The organism is Pseudodesulfovibrio sp. JC047, from assembly GCF_010468615.1.
Classification (GTDB): Bacteria; Desulfobacterota; Desulfovibrionia; order Desulfovibrionales; family Desulfovibrionaceae; genus Pseudodesulfovibrio.
The window spans coordinates 61,511-77,132 of record NZ_WUEH01000016.1 but is presented as its reverse complement, the minus strand read 5'-3'; the positions used below and the strand labels follow the sequence as shown (position 1 = coordinate 77,132).

General features: G+C 50.6%; 17 protein-coding genes and 1 tRNA gene. 10 read left to right on the top strand and 8 right to left on the bottom strand.

The features are described 5' to 3' along the window. Positions 1 to 24: 24 nt before the first annotated feature. A complete protein-coding gene (locus tag GO013_RS11650) occupies positions 25 to 402 on the top strand; it encodes a hypothetical protein (RefSeq protein ID WP_163811302.1) in 378 nt (125 codons plus the stop codon). Positions 403 to 469: 67 nt separating this feature from the next. Here the strand turns inward: GO013_RS11650 and GO013_RS11645 are convergent. The 5 genes from GO013_RS11645 to rdgC all read right to left on the bottom strand — a co-directional run bounded on the left by GO013_RS11645 (position 470) and on the right by rdgC (position 4,016). Next, positions 470 to 556, bottom strand: a tRNA-Leu gene (locus GO013_RS11645). 15 nt (positions 557 to 571) lie between these two features. Then, positions 572 to 2,290, bottom strand: a complete 1,719-nt coding sequence (locus GO013_RS11640; protein WP_163811300.1) for a YcaO-like family protein — start codon at positions 2,288 to 2,290, stop codon at positions 572 to 574. Then, the gene (locus GO013_RS11635; RefSeq protein WP_163811298.1) at positions 2,290 to 2,865 is read right to left on the bottom strand and encodes an arylesterase; all 576 of its coding nucleotides are present in this window, start codon (positions 2,863 to 2,865) and stop codon (positions 2,290 to 2,292) included. The genes GO013_RS11640 and GO013_RS11635 overlap by 1 nt, the downstream gene beginning before the upstream one ends. Position 2,866: 1 nt before the next feature. Beyond that, positions 2,867 to 3,388, bottom strand: coding sequence for a hypothetical protein (locus tag GO013_RS11630; protein WP_163811296.1), 522 nt, complete (start codon positions 3,386 to 3,388; stop codon positions 2,867 to 2,869). Positions 3,389 to 3,401: 13 nt separating this feature from the next. Then, entirely contained in the window at positions 3,402 to 4,016 is a 615-nt protein-coding gene (rdgC, locus tag GO013_RS11625) for a recombination-associated protein RdgC (protein WP_163811294.1), read from the bottom strand. Between the two features lie 162 nt (positions 4,017 to 4,178). Here rdgC and GO013_RS11620 point away from each other — a divergent pair, with 162 nt between their 5' ends. Then, positions 4,179 to 4,550: a hypothetical protein gene (locus GO013_RS11620; protein ID WP_163811291.1), complete on the top strand. Its 372-nt coding sequence runs from the start codon at positions 4,179 to 4,181 to the stop codon at positions 4,548 to 4,550. On the opposite strand, the gene GO013_RS11615 is transcribed toward GO013_RS11620, so the two are convergent. Then, entirely contained in the window at positions 4,547 to 4,972 is a 426-nt protein-coding gene (locus GO013_RS11615; protein ID WP_163811289.1) for a PilZ domain-containing protein, read from the bottom strand. The genes GO013_RS11620 and GO013_RS11615 overlap by 4 nt on opposite strands. 395 nt (positions 4,973 to 5,367) lie before the next feature. Between GO013_RS11615 and GO013_RS17020 the strand changes: the two genes are divergently transcribed. Continuing rightward, complete coding sequence (locus tag GO013_RS17020) at positions 5,368 to 5,511, top strand: hypothetical protein (RefSeq protein ID WP_203529558.1); 144 nt, start codon at positions 5,368 to 5,370, stop codon at positions 5,509 to 5,511. A 76-nt stretch (positions 5,512 to 5,587) separates the two neighbouring features. On the opposite strand, the gene rfbA is transcribed toward GO013_RS17020, so the two are convergent. Then, positions 5,588 to 6,478 carry a glucose-1-phosphate thymidylyltransferase RfbA gene (gene rfbA, locus GO013_RS11610; protein ID WP_163811287.1) on the bottom strand — a complete coding sequence of 297 codons (891 nt, stop codon included), beginning with the start codon at positions 6,476 to 6,478 and terminating at the stop codon, positions 5,588 to 5,590. Positions 6,479 to 6,616: 138 nt separating this feature from the next. On the opposite strand from rfbA, the gene GO013_RS11605 reads away from it, so the two are divergent. From GO013_RS11605 to GO013_RS11590, 5 genes are all read left to right on the top strand, one after another. Continuing rightward, entirely contained in the window at positions 6,617 to 7,348 is a 732-nt protein-coding gene (locus GO013_RS11605; RefSeq protein ID WP_163811285.1) for a DUF1614 domain-containing protein, read from the top strand. A gap of 22 nt (positions 7,349 to 7,370) precedes the next feature. Then, on the top strand, positions 7,371 to 8,162 hold the full coding sequence (locus GO013_RS11600; protein ID WP_163811284.1) for a MogA/MoaB family molybdenum cofactor biosynthesis protein: 792 nt from the start codon (positions 7,371 to 7,373) through the stop codon (positions 8,160 to 8,162). Positions 8,163 to 8,265: 103 nt separating this feature from the next. After that, positions 8,266 to 9,639: a TolC family protein gene (locus GO013_RS11595; protein WP_163811282.1), complete on the top strand. Its 1,374-nt coding sequence runs from the start codon at positions 8,266 to 8,268 to the stop codon at positions 9,637 to 9,639. Positions 9,640 to 9,641: 2 nt separating this feature from the next. Then, on the top strand, positions 9,642 to 9,848 hold the full coding sequence (locus GO013_RS17430) for a dual CXXC motif small (seleno)protein (protein ID WP_343219566.1): 207 nt from the start codon (positions 9,642 to 9,644) through the stop codon (positions 9,846 to 9,848). Then, positions 9,826 to 10,785, top strand: a complete 960-nt coding sequence (locus GO013_RS11590; RefSeq protein ID WP_239057840.1) for a lytic murein transglycosylase — start codon at positions 9,826 to 9,828, stop codon at positions 10,783 to 10,785. The genes GO013_RS17430 and GO013_RS11590 overlap by 23 nt, the downstream gene beginning before the upstream one ends. A gap of 12 nt (positions 10,786 to 10,797) precedes the next feature. Here the strand turns inward: GO013_RS11590 and GO013_RS11585 are convergent, their stop codons facing one another. Further along, the gene (locus GO013_RS11585; protein ID WP_163811280.1) at positions 10,798 to 11,907 is read right to left on the bottom strand and encodes a glycosyltransferase family 4 protein; all 1,110 of its coding nucleotides are present in this window, start codon (positions 11,905 to 11,907) and stop codon (positions 10,798 to 10,800) included. Between the two features lie 71 nt (positions 11,908 to 11,978). Here GO013_RS11585 and GO013_RS11580 point away from each other — a divergent pair, with 71 nt between their 5' ends. Further along, complete coding sequence (locus GO013_RS11580) at positions 11,979 to 12,848, top strand: glycosyltransferase family A protein (protein WP_163811278.1); 870 nt, start codon at positions 11,979 to 11,981, stop codon at positions 12,846 to 12,848. Between the two features lie 55 nt (positions 12,849 to 12,903). After that, positions 12,904 to 15,561, top strand: a complete 2,658-nt coding sequence (locus GO013_RS11575) for a tetratricopeptide repeat protein (RefSeq protein WP_163811276.1) — start codon at positions 12,904 to 12,906, stop codon at positions 15,559 to 15,561. The last annotated feature ends 61 nt before the right edge of the window (positions 15,562 to 15,622 follow it).

The following is a 15,622-nucleotide window of genomic DNA, read 5'->3' as shown; positions in this document are numbered from 1 at the left end:
ACAGACAGAGATTTATCGTCGACTGTGTTACCTCTCCCCTCAATTGAGGAGGTCAAAGCGGTCAAACAATCCGAGATCACGACGGCGGCGGACAGGGTCCTTGTTGCGGCCGGAGCGGAGTACGGCGACATGGAGCGACAGACTTGGGACCAGCAATACGCCGAGGCACGGACCTACCAGGCTGATCCCGACACGGATGTGCCGCTGCTGACCGCCATCGCCACCGGTCGAGGCATGGACGTGGCCACATTGGCCGACCGCATCATCGCCAACCGTGCCGCCTGGGTGGCCTTGTCCGGTCGCATCGTGGGCCAACGGCTTGCCTATCAGGACGCGCTCGACGCGGCGGATACAGCCGAGGACGTGGCGGAGATTGTAGTGGAGTATGTGGCGGGGGGCTGACAAACAAGTGATAAACAAAAACGGATGGTGTTTCAAGCGTTAACCATCCGTTTTTGTTCGTTTTCTATGGTACCTGGGGCGGGATTTGAACCCGCACGACCTTGCGATCAAGGGATTTTAAGTCCCTGGTGTCTACCAATTCCACCACCCAGGCGTGAAGGTGTCTTCTTTATCCCGCAAATTGGCGGGGCGTCAATGGTTTTGATGTTTTGAATTGATCCAGATAGTTTTTGTAAAGACGTGGGCTGACTCGGGAATACTGATCGAAATCAGAGATGAGTTCCAGTCCCGGTATGATTGCGCGTGTAACTGGAATGTTCATGTTTGTCCGGGTCAAGTCAACATAAGACGGAGTATAGCCGTTTTTCATGAGTGTTTTTTCAAGCACCATGAGGTCTCCCTCGGCACTGCCGGTGGAAGAGTCGGGAAGGTCTTCCAATCGACGGGTCGGCAGCCCCTTCGGAGCCGGACCACTGGGCGGCCCTGGATATGGGTAGGCCGTTTCAGTCATGGCGGAAATCAGTGCTGATGGACCATTGAGGCCACATCCTCCGCCCTTGTTGACATCGCCATGTTGGCCAAGAACGATCGATTTATAACACGGAATTCCCAGCTCGGTGGTCATGTCCATGAACCAGACATCAATGCCCGACTTTGTATAATTTTTTAAGAGTGTGGACAGTGTAGGGTCATCCGTTTCAATGCGGAAACACCGTCTTGGATCGTACAGCATGGTTGCATCGGAATCGCGTTCGATGACTTCTGTCAAAGCTGCGACCTTGGCTTCGGCCATGGTGTTGCCCGAGGCGAGGCCGGTGGAGCCTAATGCGCTAAACAGGCTGGGTTCGTCCAGATTGCAGAAAAGGAAAAGACATTGTGCCGGGATCAGGATGGGGGTTGTGGCTCCATCCTTGTCAGGAGTGTGTCCTTCGAGCCAATGCAGTTTTTGTCCTGCATATGGCACTTCCAGCCGGATGTGATTCGGATTGATCGCGTTTTGATTCAGCTCATCATATGCTTTGAATGTGAGTGGATATGCGTGCGTATAGCCAATGACGCCATCTTTCGAGACACTGGCGTATGAAGAGTAGCGTTCCACCATTTCCATGCAGCAGGACGCGTCCGCCTGAAGTCGTGAAAGCCCCCGTCCATAGCTGGTTTGGATACCTTCGAGCGAATTGGACAAAGAGCCGTTGACCGAACGGGTTTTGACCATCCAGTGGCGGAGGCTGGCAATGGGGGACAAAGAGGCTTTGTGAGCCGAGACCGGGCCGAGGAAGGCGTCCGCTTTGTCTAGTGCGCTGAAAGCCTTGTTGATGGTTTCTTCAAATGAACATCGAGCCTTGGGCGGTGGAAGCTGCTTGTCCAATTCCTGACGGACTGCGGATACGGGAATTGCCGGGGGCATTTCGAGTTCTGCATCGGTATACACTGGGGCAGGAGCCTCTTCGGGAGCGGGGAGAGGTGTCAAGGCGAAGATGTTTTCGCCGAAAAGGGCGATCCATTGAGTATGGAGGGCTTGATCGGCTTGCAAGGACGACCTGATGTGAATGGCTGGTGTGAAATCCAGTAATGTTTTTGGGTTCAGCCCTTTGAAAAGAGCGAGGAGTGGGTTCTGTCGAGTATGGCAAATACACGCTTCGTACATGACAGCGGTGAGGACCGGGTCAGATTGCCCGAAATCTTTCATCACTTCCTTGATGAGTTTTTGCAATTTGCGCGTGCGAAAATCCTTGAATCCCTGAAGCACGAATTCGTGCATGTATTCGTCATACGGATGTTTTCGCAGGGCGTCTGCCATTTCATTGAAACTCAAATTCGCTTCTGGTAGGGCCGCGAACATGCCGACGCCAAAATCCGTATTCATCATTTGCAGTTTGTAGCGCATCAAATCCTCGCCTGTACGGTGTTGATGAGTTTTTGAACGTGCGGGAGCACCGCGTGGGCAAAGGCTTCCACGCCTTGGGCGTTGGGATGCATCCCGTCCAGCAGAGTGAGTGAAGAATCTCCGAAGTACGTCTCCAGAATGTCAGGGAACAACGGGAGGTTGTACTGCCTGGCGAGAGTGGAAAAAATCGGGTCGAATTTTTGTTTATACGCATCCCCCATGTCAGGCGGTGCCGTGATACCCACCAGAAGAATTGGGAGAGAGTAGCCTTGGAGTCTCTCGATGAGCTGTTTGGCTGTGGTTTTAATCTGTGCCACAGGATACGCCATGAAGCTGTCGTTTGCGCCGAATTCCAGAATGACCACATCTGGAGCGGCCTGGAGGACCGTGTCGATCCGGGCCAGGCCGTCTTCAAATGTATCACCGGAAACGCCAAAGTTGAGGCAGGTGTTTTGCACGCCTTCTTCGGCTAGCATCCGTTCCAGCACAACGGGAAATGCTTCATCTGGGTCCAGTCCGTACCCTTCGGTCAGGCTGTCTCCGAAACAGGCTATACGCACGGGAGGGGGTGTCATGTTATCCGTTGATCCAGAGTTTGATGCTGGCGGCTTCTTCTTTCCACGTTGAACTCATGCGGAGTTTGAGGAATTCATTAAAGACGATATCGAGCATTTCAAGACAGCGTTCAAGAAGAAACATCTTTTCAAGGAATTTGGCATCCGGATCGTCGCCTTCATCGTCTTTTGTTGCGATCTTTGGCGTTTTCAGACCGGACAATCCAAAGTCTGCGGCATTGACCGACACCAGCCAGTCATCTTGATCCATGGAAAAAAGAAGTTGTGCCTTACTGACTTTTTTGCCGGTTCCCAACCCTGTTTTGGCTTCGGATAATTCTCCGGCCGGACTGGACACGGTGGCTGTGGCCTTGGTTTCACCTTCACCACCCTGGACAGACAGTTTCTGTTCCATGTGCAGGGTGAAAGTTCGTTTGTCCGGTAGAGAAAACAGTACATTTTCGGTGTCTGTTTTGTACCAGAGCCAGGTCAGAAAATCCTGACCGAGCAGGGTGTTTTCGCGTTCGACAAGTGAAAGATCCATGTACTGCTATCCTTTAGATGAAAATGGTGGGATCAAGGTTTTCGAGCCTGGGGGCTGCTTCTTCGCCAAGCGTGTCCATTGCCATGAAGAACGGCGTTAATGGTTCCAGATGCAGGTCAAAGGTCAAGGCGAAATAGTCTTCGAACAACGCGCAGACCTTGGAGTTGGTCGTGGTCAGGTAGATACGGTTGGAGGAAGGATTCCAGATAATGTCAAACATGGCCGGAATGGGAAATGTCCGTGCACGCAGCCGGAGTGTGACCTGTTCCTTGAGTTCCCGCTTTCGGTCGCGTGAAACAAAGTTTTTCCCTTGTTCCTTGTTGTGCTCAAGTTCCTTGTTCAGCGCGATTGTCGTGTGCTTTTTGAGCACTGCCGGGGGAATGCGTCGGGTATCGAGCCGAAGGCCAAATGCAAAGTATTCCGCTTTTTCCGGCGGAGATTGTGTCCAGTTCACGTCCAGCATGTCGTCAATATTGGCCCAGCCAAAAGATCGTTCATCGGCGGTTCCGTCAATATCGACAAAGCTGAATTTCCGAAGTTTTTCAGGCACCTCTTGAAGCAGATCCTGTGGGACGTCCTCGATGATGCGGTAACGTGTCAGCCCGAGGCTGGCGGAGAGTATGCTCAACTGAGTCTCCTCAAGTAAAATATGAGTTTCGTGGGAGCCTTTGAGGTAAGATCAAAGCGTGCTTTTGTCCAGAAATTTTGCGGTGTGGACATTCTGTGCCGATTGCTGCTGGCTTGTTTTCTCGAAGAGCAGAGGGTACATCTTTATAAACAGGAGAATGTCATGCCCGATCACGCTCGTATGGATTTGATACAATTTCTTGAACAGACCAACGCTGATGTCCTTCGGCTCGAAAAAGAAGGGGAAGAGGCTCTTCAACGAGAAGGGCAGCGTGCCTTTCAGGTAAAGTTGGAAGAAAAGGCCAAGTTGTTGGCCGCTCTTGGTGAGAATGCGTGGGAATATACGGAAAAGATTGAAGGGGCCTTGGGGGCGGAAATAGCGACACAGCTTGAACAATTTTCCACGAGTGCGGGGGCAGCTCTGCGAATTGGGAGCGTCTTTTTCATGACCGCTTTATTGTATCCCGAAGACCATAAACCGGGAGACCCCAATGATCTTGCGGTTTTTATTGAGGAACTGCGTCAGCGGAGTTAACTTGGAAGTTTGAAATTCTTGTCTTTGGTGGCCGCCTTTCTGGCGGCCTGTTCTTTTTGACCGATGAGGACAATTTTGTTGATGGCATCGTCTTGCGCACGATCCAGCTCGACAAAGATGCAGCCGACCTTGCCTTTTTCATGACGTCTGACCTGACACAGGACGTTTGCAACCTGTTTTTCCCCTTTGAGGAATATGTCCATCTTGATCTTTGCGCCAGCTTTTATGTGTGGTTTTTGAAACTTGAAGCCGAGTCCGGTGGCACTGATATCGGCGACTTCAAAGCGTTTTTTGAGACGGGGAATGAAAACCGTCAATCCCTTTACGGCGATGCGAATGGCATGTCGGCGTTTGGCGTAGGCGTCATTTGACTTGAGTGAAATGCTGAAGCCGAGAGCGGCCTCATCAATGGGGGCTGCCACGATATTTCTGGTTTTTTTGCGGCCTTTTTTGCGCGCGTCGACCTTGAGGGACAGGTCGGAAGGAGGTCTTTGCCTTTTCCCCTTTCGTGATGGGTTTGATCGTTTGGCTTTTTTTGTCGTTGACGATTTTTTGCCTGTTTTTTTTCGAGGTGTCGTCCAAGACGAGGGAAAGATACTTTTCAGAAGATTCAAAAGGCCCATTGTCCACCACTTTTACTGCTGATTCATGAAATTCAAGCGAATACTATGGCAAAGGGCAGGCGCTGACAAGTTGTGGTTGAACCCAGGGATCACTTTGGGCATTTTTTGCGGAATAGGGTTGACAATGTCCTGTTTTGGTGGGCAATAAAATATATCTTTCACAAGCAAAAAGCGGATGATCGAGGAGGAAGAAAATGATTGGCGAACTGCTTTCCGGCATGTCCCATAGTACGGGACCAGGTTTTGTGGGTGTATCTTTGATTTTTATTTATTTCGCATGGATTCTGACCATCGGTATTATCCGGGTTCGTGAAACCATGAATGAAGACCATCACTAAGGATATCGTGACGAATTCGTTGCGCTGTTTGAACAGTGAAGATCGCTTTTCCCTGAGGGGAAAAGCGATTTTTCTTTTAGGCAGGGCAGGAATCAATTGAGTCTTCAAGCACCATGTCCAGAAGGTACTGACCATAGTTGTTGTTACTCATGGCGCAGGCCAGTTCCCTGAGTTGTTCGCGGGAAATAAAGCCTCTACGATAGGCAATTTCTTCAGGACTTGAAATGACATATCCCTGTCGATCCTGAACGGCTTGCACAAAGCTCGACGCCCTGTGCAGGGATTCGTGTGTCCCCATGTCGAGCCAGGCGTATCCTCGGCCCAATGTCTGGACATCGAGGTCGCCTCGTTCAAGATAAACCTTGTTTATATCCGTGATTTCCAGCTCGCCGCGAGGGGAAGGCGTGAGCGATTTTGCGATTTCGATAACATCGTTGTCATAGAAATACAGCCCGGTGACCGCATATTTTGATTTGGGATTGTCCGGTTTTTCTTCAATGGACAACGCTTTGTAATTCTTGTCGAATTCAACAACTCCGTACCGTTTTGGATCTTTGACCAGATAGGCGAAGACCATCCCGCCTTTTTCGAGTTCTCCGGCTTCTTTCAAAATGGTTCCGAGGCTATGTCCATGATAGATGTTGTCTCCCAGAACCAGACAAACGGTGTCGTCGCCGATGAAATCTTCGCCAATGAGAAAGGCCTGAGCCAATCCTTCGGGTTTGGGTTGGACTTTATATGAGATGGAGAGGCCCAGTTGTGAGCCGTCTCCCAGCAATTTCTGAAAATTCGGCAGATCGTGAGGGGTCGAGATAATGAGAATATCCCGTATATCTGCCAACATGAGCGTGGACAACGGGTAATAGATCATGGGTTTGTCGTAGACTGGCAGTAGTTGCTTGCTGACAACGCGGGTCAGGGGGTGCAGCCGTGTGCCGGAGCCGCCTGCGAGAATAATTCCTTTCATAGAGAGCCTCTTGGTCCTGTAATTTACATCGTGTTCAAGTTGGGGTACATCGCAATTGCGTGAATCCCGCTGTAGTATAGGGGCGGGATAATGGAAAAATCAACCGGCATTTGTTGGAGCTCGATCCAAGGAGAATGAATGTATCCGTATTTTCAATTTTCAGGCGGCATGATTCCGGCTTTATTGCTCCTTGTGGCGCTGTTTTTCCTTTTCATTTTTCTGCCGGTGTCCATGGTGGCCGAAGCCTTTTCCAAACTCGGTTTGACCCCGGCCCAAGGTGTTTTGATGCTTATCGCCATCCTTGTCGGTCGGGCTATGAATATTCCGGTCTTCACGAGTGAGCGTTTGGTTGTCGTGTCCAAACCCCGGTCCGTCAAATTTGGTCTCGATGAATATGGTCGTCCTGTTCAGACGGAAGAGGACGGGACCAATGAATTGAAAAAGCAGGTTTTTTCGGTCAATGTCGGTGGGTTTATTTTGCCTCTTTTGCTCAGTATGACTTTCTTGATTCGGCAGCATATGATCGGCCAGACCGATGGTGTGTATTTGTGGATTGGGTTTGCCATGATCATGGTGACACTCGGGTGTTACATCACGGCCAAGCCAGATGTGTTGACCGGATTGCGTATCCCGTTGGTTCTGCCGGCAATCATGACGTTTTTGTCTGTGTATTTTTTTGTCCCTGAACCTTTTCGGCCAGTGGCAGCGTATATTGCTGGAACCATGGGAGCCATTCTCGGCGGTAACCTTATTCCGTTGCTTATTCCCCGTTTTCGCAATTCGATCGGGACACAGGTGGTTTCCATTGGTGGTCCCGGAACCTTTGGCGGTGTCTTTGTCGCCGGAATTCTGTCTGTGTTGCTGGCCTGATGAGAGTCTGTAAGGAGTGATCATGTCCGATTCCACCTTTCTTGTGACAGTGACGGATTCACTGGCTCAAGGTGATCGTGGCTTTTTGTGTTCTGCGGGAGTTCAATCTTCGTTTTCTCCCATCGCAACAGCCGATGTTTTGCCTCGTCTTCGGGTCGGTACCCGCATTGTTTCGGAGCGAGTTTCTTTCATAGTGCAGGGCGTTTCCTGGCTTCCTGGAGTGGTCGGCCAGCCGTCGTCCCGGGTCTATTTGGTCGAGGCCGTGCAGGATATGGTTCGGGGGGCGCATTTGTGTACTGCCGAGCGTGAGGGGTATGCCTTGGCCTGGATCACGTTGAGCGACAAAGGCTCACAGGGCAAGCGGGTGGATGAGTCCGGGCCGCTTGTCGGAACGCTTGTACGGGAGAAATTGCCGTTGAATACGGTGCAGGGTTTCATTATTCCCGATGAAATATCGCAATTGAAAGGACTTTTGGTGGACCTTGCCCTCAATCAGGGGGTGGATCTGATTTTGACCACGGGGGGGACTGGTGTCGGCCCGAGGGACATCACTCCCGAGGCGACGGAAGCGGTCATCGAAAAAAGATTACCTGGCTATGAACGAGCCATGACTGCGGCCAGTTTGTTGAAAACACCACACGGTGCCATTTCCAGAGCGGTCGCCGGGACGCTTGGGCTGTCCCTGATTGTGAACATGCCAGGGAGCCCCCGGGCCGTGGCCGAATGCCTGGAACCGCTTCTCCCGACGTTGAAACACACCTTGAAAAAGTTGCAGGGCGATCCTTCTGATTGTGCGCTTTTAAGGAAAGACTGATCTCTTTAGGGGTTGCGAGTCTCGCGGAGAGTTGGTACACAGTTGAAGTGTTAATCGTTGCTGATGCAACAGAACTTTAGATTATATCAAACAGGAATATATTATGATCCGGAACCGGGTTTCTCTTTTTGTTCTTGCCGTGGTGGCTGTACTGGCCTTTGCCAGCCTGTCATTTGCCCAGGATGCTGATCCTTCCATAGCGAAGACGGCTGCGCCTGCGGCGGCTGCGGAAACGTCTGGTCCCTTTGACCTTGAACGGTGCGTTCAACGTGCTTTGGACCTGAATCCGAGCATGACGGCCATTCGTGCCCAATTGCAAGGAACCAAGTTTGGCACTCGGTCGGCTTTGGGTGATTTTGGTCCGGCTCTCGGTGCATCTTATGGATACACCCATTATGATCGTGGATATACCTCCAGTGGGCAGCAATCCGATTGGGTTGCCAAAGTCAACATCAAGCAGCCCGTGTTTAAGGGATTCAATCTGCTTGCCACATGGCAGAAGGCTCAGTTGACCGAAGAATCGACCATGGCGTCCTTGACAAAAGTTGAGTTGGCGTTGGTTGAAAATGTCCAGACAACATTTTTGGATTTGCTGAAAGCGCGCATGGATGTGAAGAGTGCGGAGGATTCCGTGGCTCGTCTGGAATCCCAGCTCAAGGTCATCAGTGCTTTTTATGATGTTGGTCTCAGGCCAAAAGCGGAAGTGCTGGATGCGGAAGTTGATCTGGCAACCTCGAAACAGGGACTTTTGACGGCCAAGAACAACGTGGCCACCCAGGAAGCGCAGCTCAATACCTTGTTGAATATTCCCATTGAAATGGATGTGGAATACGTCGGTGAACTTCAATATGTGCCGTTTAATCTGACACTAAGGGAATGCCTGACCCGGGCCTATGATCATCGTCCTGACCTGCTCATTGGTGAGAAGAGCGTCGAAATTTCTCAAAAAGATGTGACCATCGCAGAAAGCAGCTTTTATCCGTCCGTTGACGCCCGTTGGGATTACGTCAATCGTGGTGATGATGCAGGCTTGAACGGTGGCGGCGATTATACGCATGAAGGGTTCGAATATTGGACGGCTGGAATCGAAGCGTCCATGTCCATCTTCGAATGGGGTTCCGACTATTATAATGCCAAGCAGTTTGACCAGACGGTGAAACAGTTGACTGCTGAATTGGAAAATACCCGACTCAATGCCGGATTTGAAGTCAAGCGTGCCTTGCTGAGTATTCAGGAAGCCGCTGATCGCATCTCTGTTGCCAAGAAGTCCGTGATCGCGGCTGAAGAAGCCTATCGTATGGCGGTGGCACGGTATCAGGCTCAGGTCGGTACCAACACTGACGTGCTGAATGCGCAGGAGCGGTTGACCGCCAGTGAAGCGCAGTTGTCTCAGGCCTTGGCCGATTATGGGACCGCCGTTTCCGCGTTGTATGTTGCCATGGGTGAGAAAAATCTTGGCCTGGTAGACGCCAAATAGGTATGTTTGCACATCAAAAACGGACTTGGTTGGCAGATGGTATGAAATGTCGGGAATGTGGGGGAGAACTCGTTGCCTACAGAGGGTGCCAAGAGGTGACTCTCCGATGTCTCAAGTGTGGGACAACGTATGATCTCAAGGAGTTCGCATCTGATATTGATGAGGATTTCGAGGAGGAAATGGAGTTTGTCCCAATGGATCGAATTTAACTCCATGCAGTTTTTTCGCAGACAATGTGCGGCCATCGTTTTTGCGTTGGTCGCCGTTTTCTTTTTTGCTCCCGTGCGGACTGTTGTCGCTGCTGAAACAGGCCCTGTATGGCAGCCTTTGGTCGATCGGTTGGTTGAGGATGGCTTTGACAAAACCCATGTGACCTATCTCTTTTCCAGTCCTGATCTGGCGTTTTCTCCTCAGATCATGGCTCGAAAAATGAATTCTCTGCTGTCCATAAAAATGTCCACCAAGAAATCTGGACCTCCCAAGGAACCCGAGGTCATGGTGCGGTATTTGAACCCTATCCTGATTGCTGGGGCGTATGCGTTTTATCGAGAACATCGTGCGGATTTTGTTAGTATCGAGGAACGATACGGTGTACCGGGGGAACTACTGACTGCCTTGTTGCTAGTGGAAACCCGGCTTGGAATGAATGTGGGGGAGCATAATGCTCTGACCATTCTTGCCAGCATGGCGTTGGCTCGTGATTTTTCGCTTATTGAGTCGTTGATTCAGCACCAAAAGGTGCCCGAGGACATCATGGTCTGGCTGGTGAAGCGCACCGAGCAGAAAGCACACTGGGCGTACAAAGAGTTGAAGGCCCTGCTTGTCTATGCCAAGGGGAGTGGACAAAATCCGCTTTCGATTCCAAGCTCAATGTATGGTGCCATCGGTCAATGTCAGTTCATGCCGACCAGTGTGATTCACTATGGTCGGGATGGGACTGGTGATGGGCGGGTTGATGTTTTTGATACACGGGACGCGTTGCATAGCATGGCCAATTTTGTCGCGGAACATGGCTGGAAAAAAGGGATGACCGCTGGCGAACAGCACAAGGTCATTTATCGGTACAACCATTCAGACAGCTATGCCATGACCATTCTTTCAGTGGCCGACAAAATTCGGAAAACAAAGAATCTTTTTGGTGGCTGATCGTCTGGTGTTTTAGTCCCTGTCTAAAAGACTTTGATAGAGGTTGAGTGTCCTCTTGAGAAATTCTTCCAGTGTTAATTGGGACATGGTCTTTTTCTGAGCGTTCAGAACTTCTTCGCGTTTGGTCGGCTGTTCGATCAATGTGTTGATGGTTTGTGCCAGGGCGTCACTATCGCCGGGTTTGACCAGCATATCGGGACAGACAAGATCTGGCATCACGCCCACGTCGGTGGACACCAGCGGCCGTTCGGCGGCCATGATTTCCAGAGCTGATCTCGCAATCGCTTCGGACCAGAGGGAGGCCACGACACCTATATCCAGTGCGCTGATGCAGGCTTCGATATCTGCACGTTTTCCACTGATGGACGTGATGTCGTTGACACCGTATTCATCAATATGTTCCTGAATTTGTGCGCGCGTCATGGCTGTGTCAAAGCCTAGAAGGAACAGGCGGATGGAATCGTGTCCCTGTTCGCGGAGTCGGGCGATGGCGGCAATTGTTTCCTTGTGGCCCTTGACCCGATCAAAACGACCGAGGAGGCCGACCACGGTGTGCTGTGTGTCAAATCCGAATTCTGCACGGATTCGATCCCTTCCTTTGGGATCAAATTGAAATTTTTGGACATCCACGCCTCCATGGATGAGCCAGACTCCTTTGCCGGGAGTGCGCATTTTGTGGCGAAAATAGTCGGCCATGCGGCGATTGGTGACAACCACGCTGTCGGCAACCGAGGTGTGGAGCCAGCGATTGAGGAAGTCGTGTCTGGGAGGGCGTTGGTCGCCTCGGGTTCGAACCAGCTTGAAGGGGAAGCCCAGAAGTTTGAGCAGTCCCCACAAGAAAAAGCCTTCACCCCTGTGGCAGTTTACGACATCAGGGCGGTGGGTGCGAAGCAGCTGGATAACGTGTTTCACGGCACCGGCAAATCGGATCGGGTTTGTGGTATTCAGGTCCACGGAGACCGTTTTGAGCCCCATGTCCCGGGCTATTTTGTCAGGGGCGGTTCCAGCCTGGGTCAGGACGTGTACGTCGTGTCCCGCATCGGCCAGAAGGCGGCTCAGGGTGATGGCATACCATGCGGTCGCATTGAACCATCGGACATTGATAACTTGAAATATTTTCATAAAAATCGCCTGTTGGGATGTTGGATTCACAACATGACAGTTCAAGGCGGGGAACGCAAGGTATTCAATACATGGAAAAGAAGTTCGTCTCCATCATACTCCCCACGTATAATCGTGCGAAATTCATCGGCACTGCGTTGGACTCGGTCCGTGCGCAGACATATACCAACTGGGAGTGTCTCATCATTGATGACGGGTCAACGGATAACACGGCCGCCGTGGTCGCGGCATATGATGATCCACGGTTTGTTATGCTGCATCAGGAGAACCAGGGTGTTTCCGGTGCGCGAAATACGGGGATCAGTGCGAGTCGTGGCGATGTGATTGCCCTGTTGGATTCCGATGATGAATGGATGCCGACAAAACTTGCGATACAACTCGCCTATATGGAAAAGCATGGGTATGCGATATGTCAGACAGAGGAAATTTGGTATCGCGGCGGCAAGCGGGTCAATCAGCCGAAAAAGTACGCCAAGCCCGAGGGATGGTTTTTTGAAGCGGCTTTGGAGATGTGTCTGATCAGTCCATCCTGTACCATGTTCACGAGGTCGGTTTGGGAGTACATCGGCCCATTTGATACGGGGATGTTATCATGCGAAGATTATGACATGTGGCTTCGGGCCTGTTTGCAGTACCCCGTCGGATTGGTCCGTGAACCGTTGACGATCAAATATGGTGGCAGGCAGGATCAGTTGTCGATTTGTATTCCCTGCGCCGATTTGTATCGAATTCAGGCGTTGGTGAAGATTTTGGAGAGTCGGAAGCTTGACGCTGAGCAACAAAGAATGGCGGTGGCCGCGCTAGAACGAAAGGTATACATTTATACGCAAGGGTGCGAAAAACGGGGAAAAGACGATGAAGCACATCGTGTTTGGAACCTGTTTTGCAAGGTGCGAGACGGGAAGAAAGTTCCCGAGGGCGCAGTGTATGAACAGTCCTGAGACACGGGGCGCATCAATGGGTCGAAAATTATCCTTGAGGGTGTGAGGTGAAAGCGTGGCGAACATTGCCAAACTTATAGAGGATCTGCCTCTGGTCAACCAGTCTCGTCTGGTTGCTTCGGGATATGGTGTCTGGGTTGCGTGGAAAGGGGAACTGCATAACGCCGTTTCCAACACGCTTCAGGAATACGGTGCATTATGCGTTGTTCGTCGAGACGATCAGGCCCTCTGGTTTTGCGATACCGATGAGATTTTCCGGGCGATAGCCCGCCTTCAGGTCTGGGCGCGAGTGAACCCAACGCCCGTTTTTTGTCAAGTTATCCCCCTGACGTTGCTTGTCGGCTACGACCTTGAATATACGGTCTCACTCCCGATTGGTCTTGATCAGCAATCCGTGACGATTTCCGATGAATTCGAGCTGATTATCCATTCTAAACTGAAAGATAAAGTGAAGAATGTTCAGGGACTTGGTACTGAAAAGACAGGTGGAGACGAAGGCCTTGCCTCGGTGGAATGGTTGAGGCTGACACTGGATCAGGGGTTGGATTACGAGTCGCTGCGGAAGTGGTATTTTGTCATCAAGCCGTTGGGAAAGATGTCGGACAAGGAGAGCATTCTTGGATGGCGGGACTTTTCAGCGGAAATCGTTGAATTATTACAACGTCTCGGACTGAAATATATTTCTGATGTCAAGGAAGGGGCTCTCTTTTTTCCGTTGGAGAGTTTTCGACTACTGCGTTCGCTGTGTACCGAGCTGCTCGGCTTGATAAAGACCGTCAAGGATGATGAATCCAAGCGGTATTGGCCGATCGTCATGGCCGCAGTCCTTCAGGGATCATACCAATTTACAGCAGACCTGCCGCAGAAAATCGGGTTGGATTGGAACCGAATGACCCCGGATTTTCCGTATGTCCGTTTCATGGATGGCTTTTTGCTTTCCGAATGGTTTCGAATGAATGAGGCCCGATACGGGACCGAACAGGTGTCTCTGGATTCCTGGTGTACGCTTTCCCTGAAAGAAGGTGGCGACGAGATTGGATATGGGACCATGCAGGTGGCACTTCCCGAAGCCTTTGTGGCCGTGGAAGGGACTGAATGTTTTTATTGCGGATTGAAAAATCATCGTCCGGATCAATGTCCTTCAAAAGAAATCGTTGCTCTGGAGCCGTTTATTTGGCGGCAACTGTCAAAGACGAATATTCAAGATTTTTCTCAGGGATTTGAGGATGTTGATGCTGAAATAAATGTGGATGGTTTTGCCTCGGGCATGTCTCGGCTTCTGGCCTCTCGAAGTGAGTTGAAAAATGTGTTGTCTCACGCAGTCTTTGAAATCAATGCGCCCGGACAGTTGCGAACGTTGAAGTCTATCTGGCGGAGTCGTGGCAAGGATTGGGTGGATGGTTTCAAGGATTTGGCCCCAGAGGAGGGTGACTTCATTTGGGATGCCTTCCGATCGCTCGAACGCGGAGAAATGGAAAAAGCAGAGCTTTTCATCAAAGAGGCGCAATCGGCGTCCCCGCGTAACTACCAACCTCATTCCCTGTGGGGCTTCTGGTATCTGGAAAAAGGGGATTTCAGTCAGGCCTTGTTCCATTGGCAGGAGGCCGAGCGTTTGAGCTACACCCCTTTGCAACAGGGATGCATGGCCTATTTTCAGGGACGACTTTTGGAAGTTCAAGGGAATCTCAAGGACGCAATCAACCTCTATAAACACGCAAATTCACTTGCTCCAACATGGTTGGACCCCTCATACAGACAAGCTGTATGCATGGTGAAAATGGGGTTCACTGGTCAGGCCATGGATCTCTTTTTTGATCTCATTGATCGTGATCCACACGTTTTTAATCGGATTTTGGTCGATCCCGAGCTTGATCGTGGTCGGGTGCAATTGATGAATGCCCTGTGGGAACAGTGGATGCTGGCGGAAGAATCTGTGAACGCCCTCAAGGACAGGGTGGTTGAACTTGCAGACGATATTGAAAAACGGTTCCATCAGGATCATGACTTCTCCGGAATTGCCAATACTGAATTGAATCGGTTGAAAGGGCTTGGTCAGATTCAGAATTTCGTGGCCTATCAACTCTTTTTACGCGGAACTGACAAATTTGAATCCGATCTGCATGTCGAAGTCAAAAATGAGATCAAGCGAATTAACTGCAATTTGGAATATCTCGCCGAACGAGTTCGTCATATTCAAAAAGAAGCAGCATGGTTCCCATTTCCTCGACTGCTTTTGGAATTCAATAGGGAATTCAATGCCTGTGTGGATAAAATCAACTGGGTGAGTACGCAACGTCTCAGTGAGGCGGAGAACTTCAGACGCTCTCTTCAATTTGTCGAAGAAATTGAAGAGCATATCAGCAGTCTTCAGCGGCGATTGGTCACCTTGCGTATCATCCGGGATTCCACGCTTTTTGTCCTGATGCTTGGCCGGAATTTTATTTGGCTCGAATTGATTGGACTTGGATTGCTGTTGGTCGGAATCCCAACGTTTTTGTATTTTACCAGAGACGTTCAAGGAAGTTTTTTTGTGGATATGGTCAACGACGAAAGCAAGCGATGGGAGATTTGCAAGGGAATCATCATTATTTTGAGCACCTTGTGCGTGGCTTTTTCCACCATAAAAACCGCGATGACTTTTGAAAAAAAGAAACGACAACTTTTTGACAAAATGGATGATGAATACCGACAACGGTCTCGCAAACGGTATTGATTGTCCATGGCGGACAGCGTCTTTTCTGGATGGCGCCTTGCCAAGACCTGTCTGAGTGAGT

Bases quoted from the DNA above. Each gene is read 5' to 3' on its own strand.
- GO013_RS11630 (WP_163811296.1), bottom strand. From the start codon at position 3,388: ATGGATCTTTCACTTGTCGAACGCGAAAACACCCTGCTCGGTCAGGAT.
- GO013_RS11620 (WP_163811291.1), top strand. From the start codon at position 4,179: ATGCCCGATCACGCTCGTATGGATTTGATACAATTTCTTGAACAGACC.
- GO013_RS11585 (WP_163811280.1), bottom strand. From the start codon at position 11,907: ATGAAAATATTTCAAGTTATCAATGTCCGATGGTTCAATGCGACCGCA.
- rfbA (WP_163811287.1), bottom strand. From the start codon at position 6,478: ATGAAAGGAATTATTCTCGCAGGCGGCTCCGGCACACGGCTGCACCCC.
- GO013_RS11635 (WP_163811298.1), bottom strand. From the start codon at position 2,865: ATGACACCCCCTCCCGTGCGTATAGCCTGTTTCGGAGACAGCCTGACC.
- GO013_RS11595 (WP_163811282.1), top strand. From the start codon at position 8,266: ATGATCCGGAACCGGGTTTCTCTTTTTGTTCTTGCCGTGGTGGCTGTA.
- GO013_RS11600 (WP_163811284.1), top strand. From the start codon at position 7,371: ATGTCCGATTCCACCTTTCTTGTGACAGTGACGGATTCACTGGCTCAA.
- GO013_RS11605 (WP_163811285.1), top strand. From the start codon at position 6,617: ATGTATCCGTATTTTCAATTTTCAGGCGGCATGATTCCGGCTTTATTG.
- GO013_RS17430 (WP_343219566.1), top strand. From the start codon at position 9,642: ATGTTTGCACATCAAAAACGGACTTGGTTGGCAGATGGTATGAAATGT.
- GO013_RS11580 (WP_163811278.1), top strand. From the start codon at position 11,979: ATGGAAAAGAAGTTCGTCTCCATCATACTCCCCACGTATAATCGTGCG.
- GO013_RS17020 (WP_203529558.1), top strand. From the start codon at position 5,368: ATGATTGGCGAACTGCTTTCCGGCATGTCCCATAGTACGGGACCAGGT.
- GO013_RS11640 (WP_163811300.1), bottom strand. From the start codon at position 2,290: ATGCGCTACAAACTGCAAATGATGAATACGGATTTTGGCGTCGGCATG.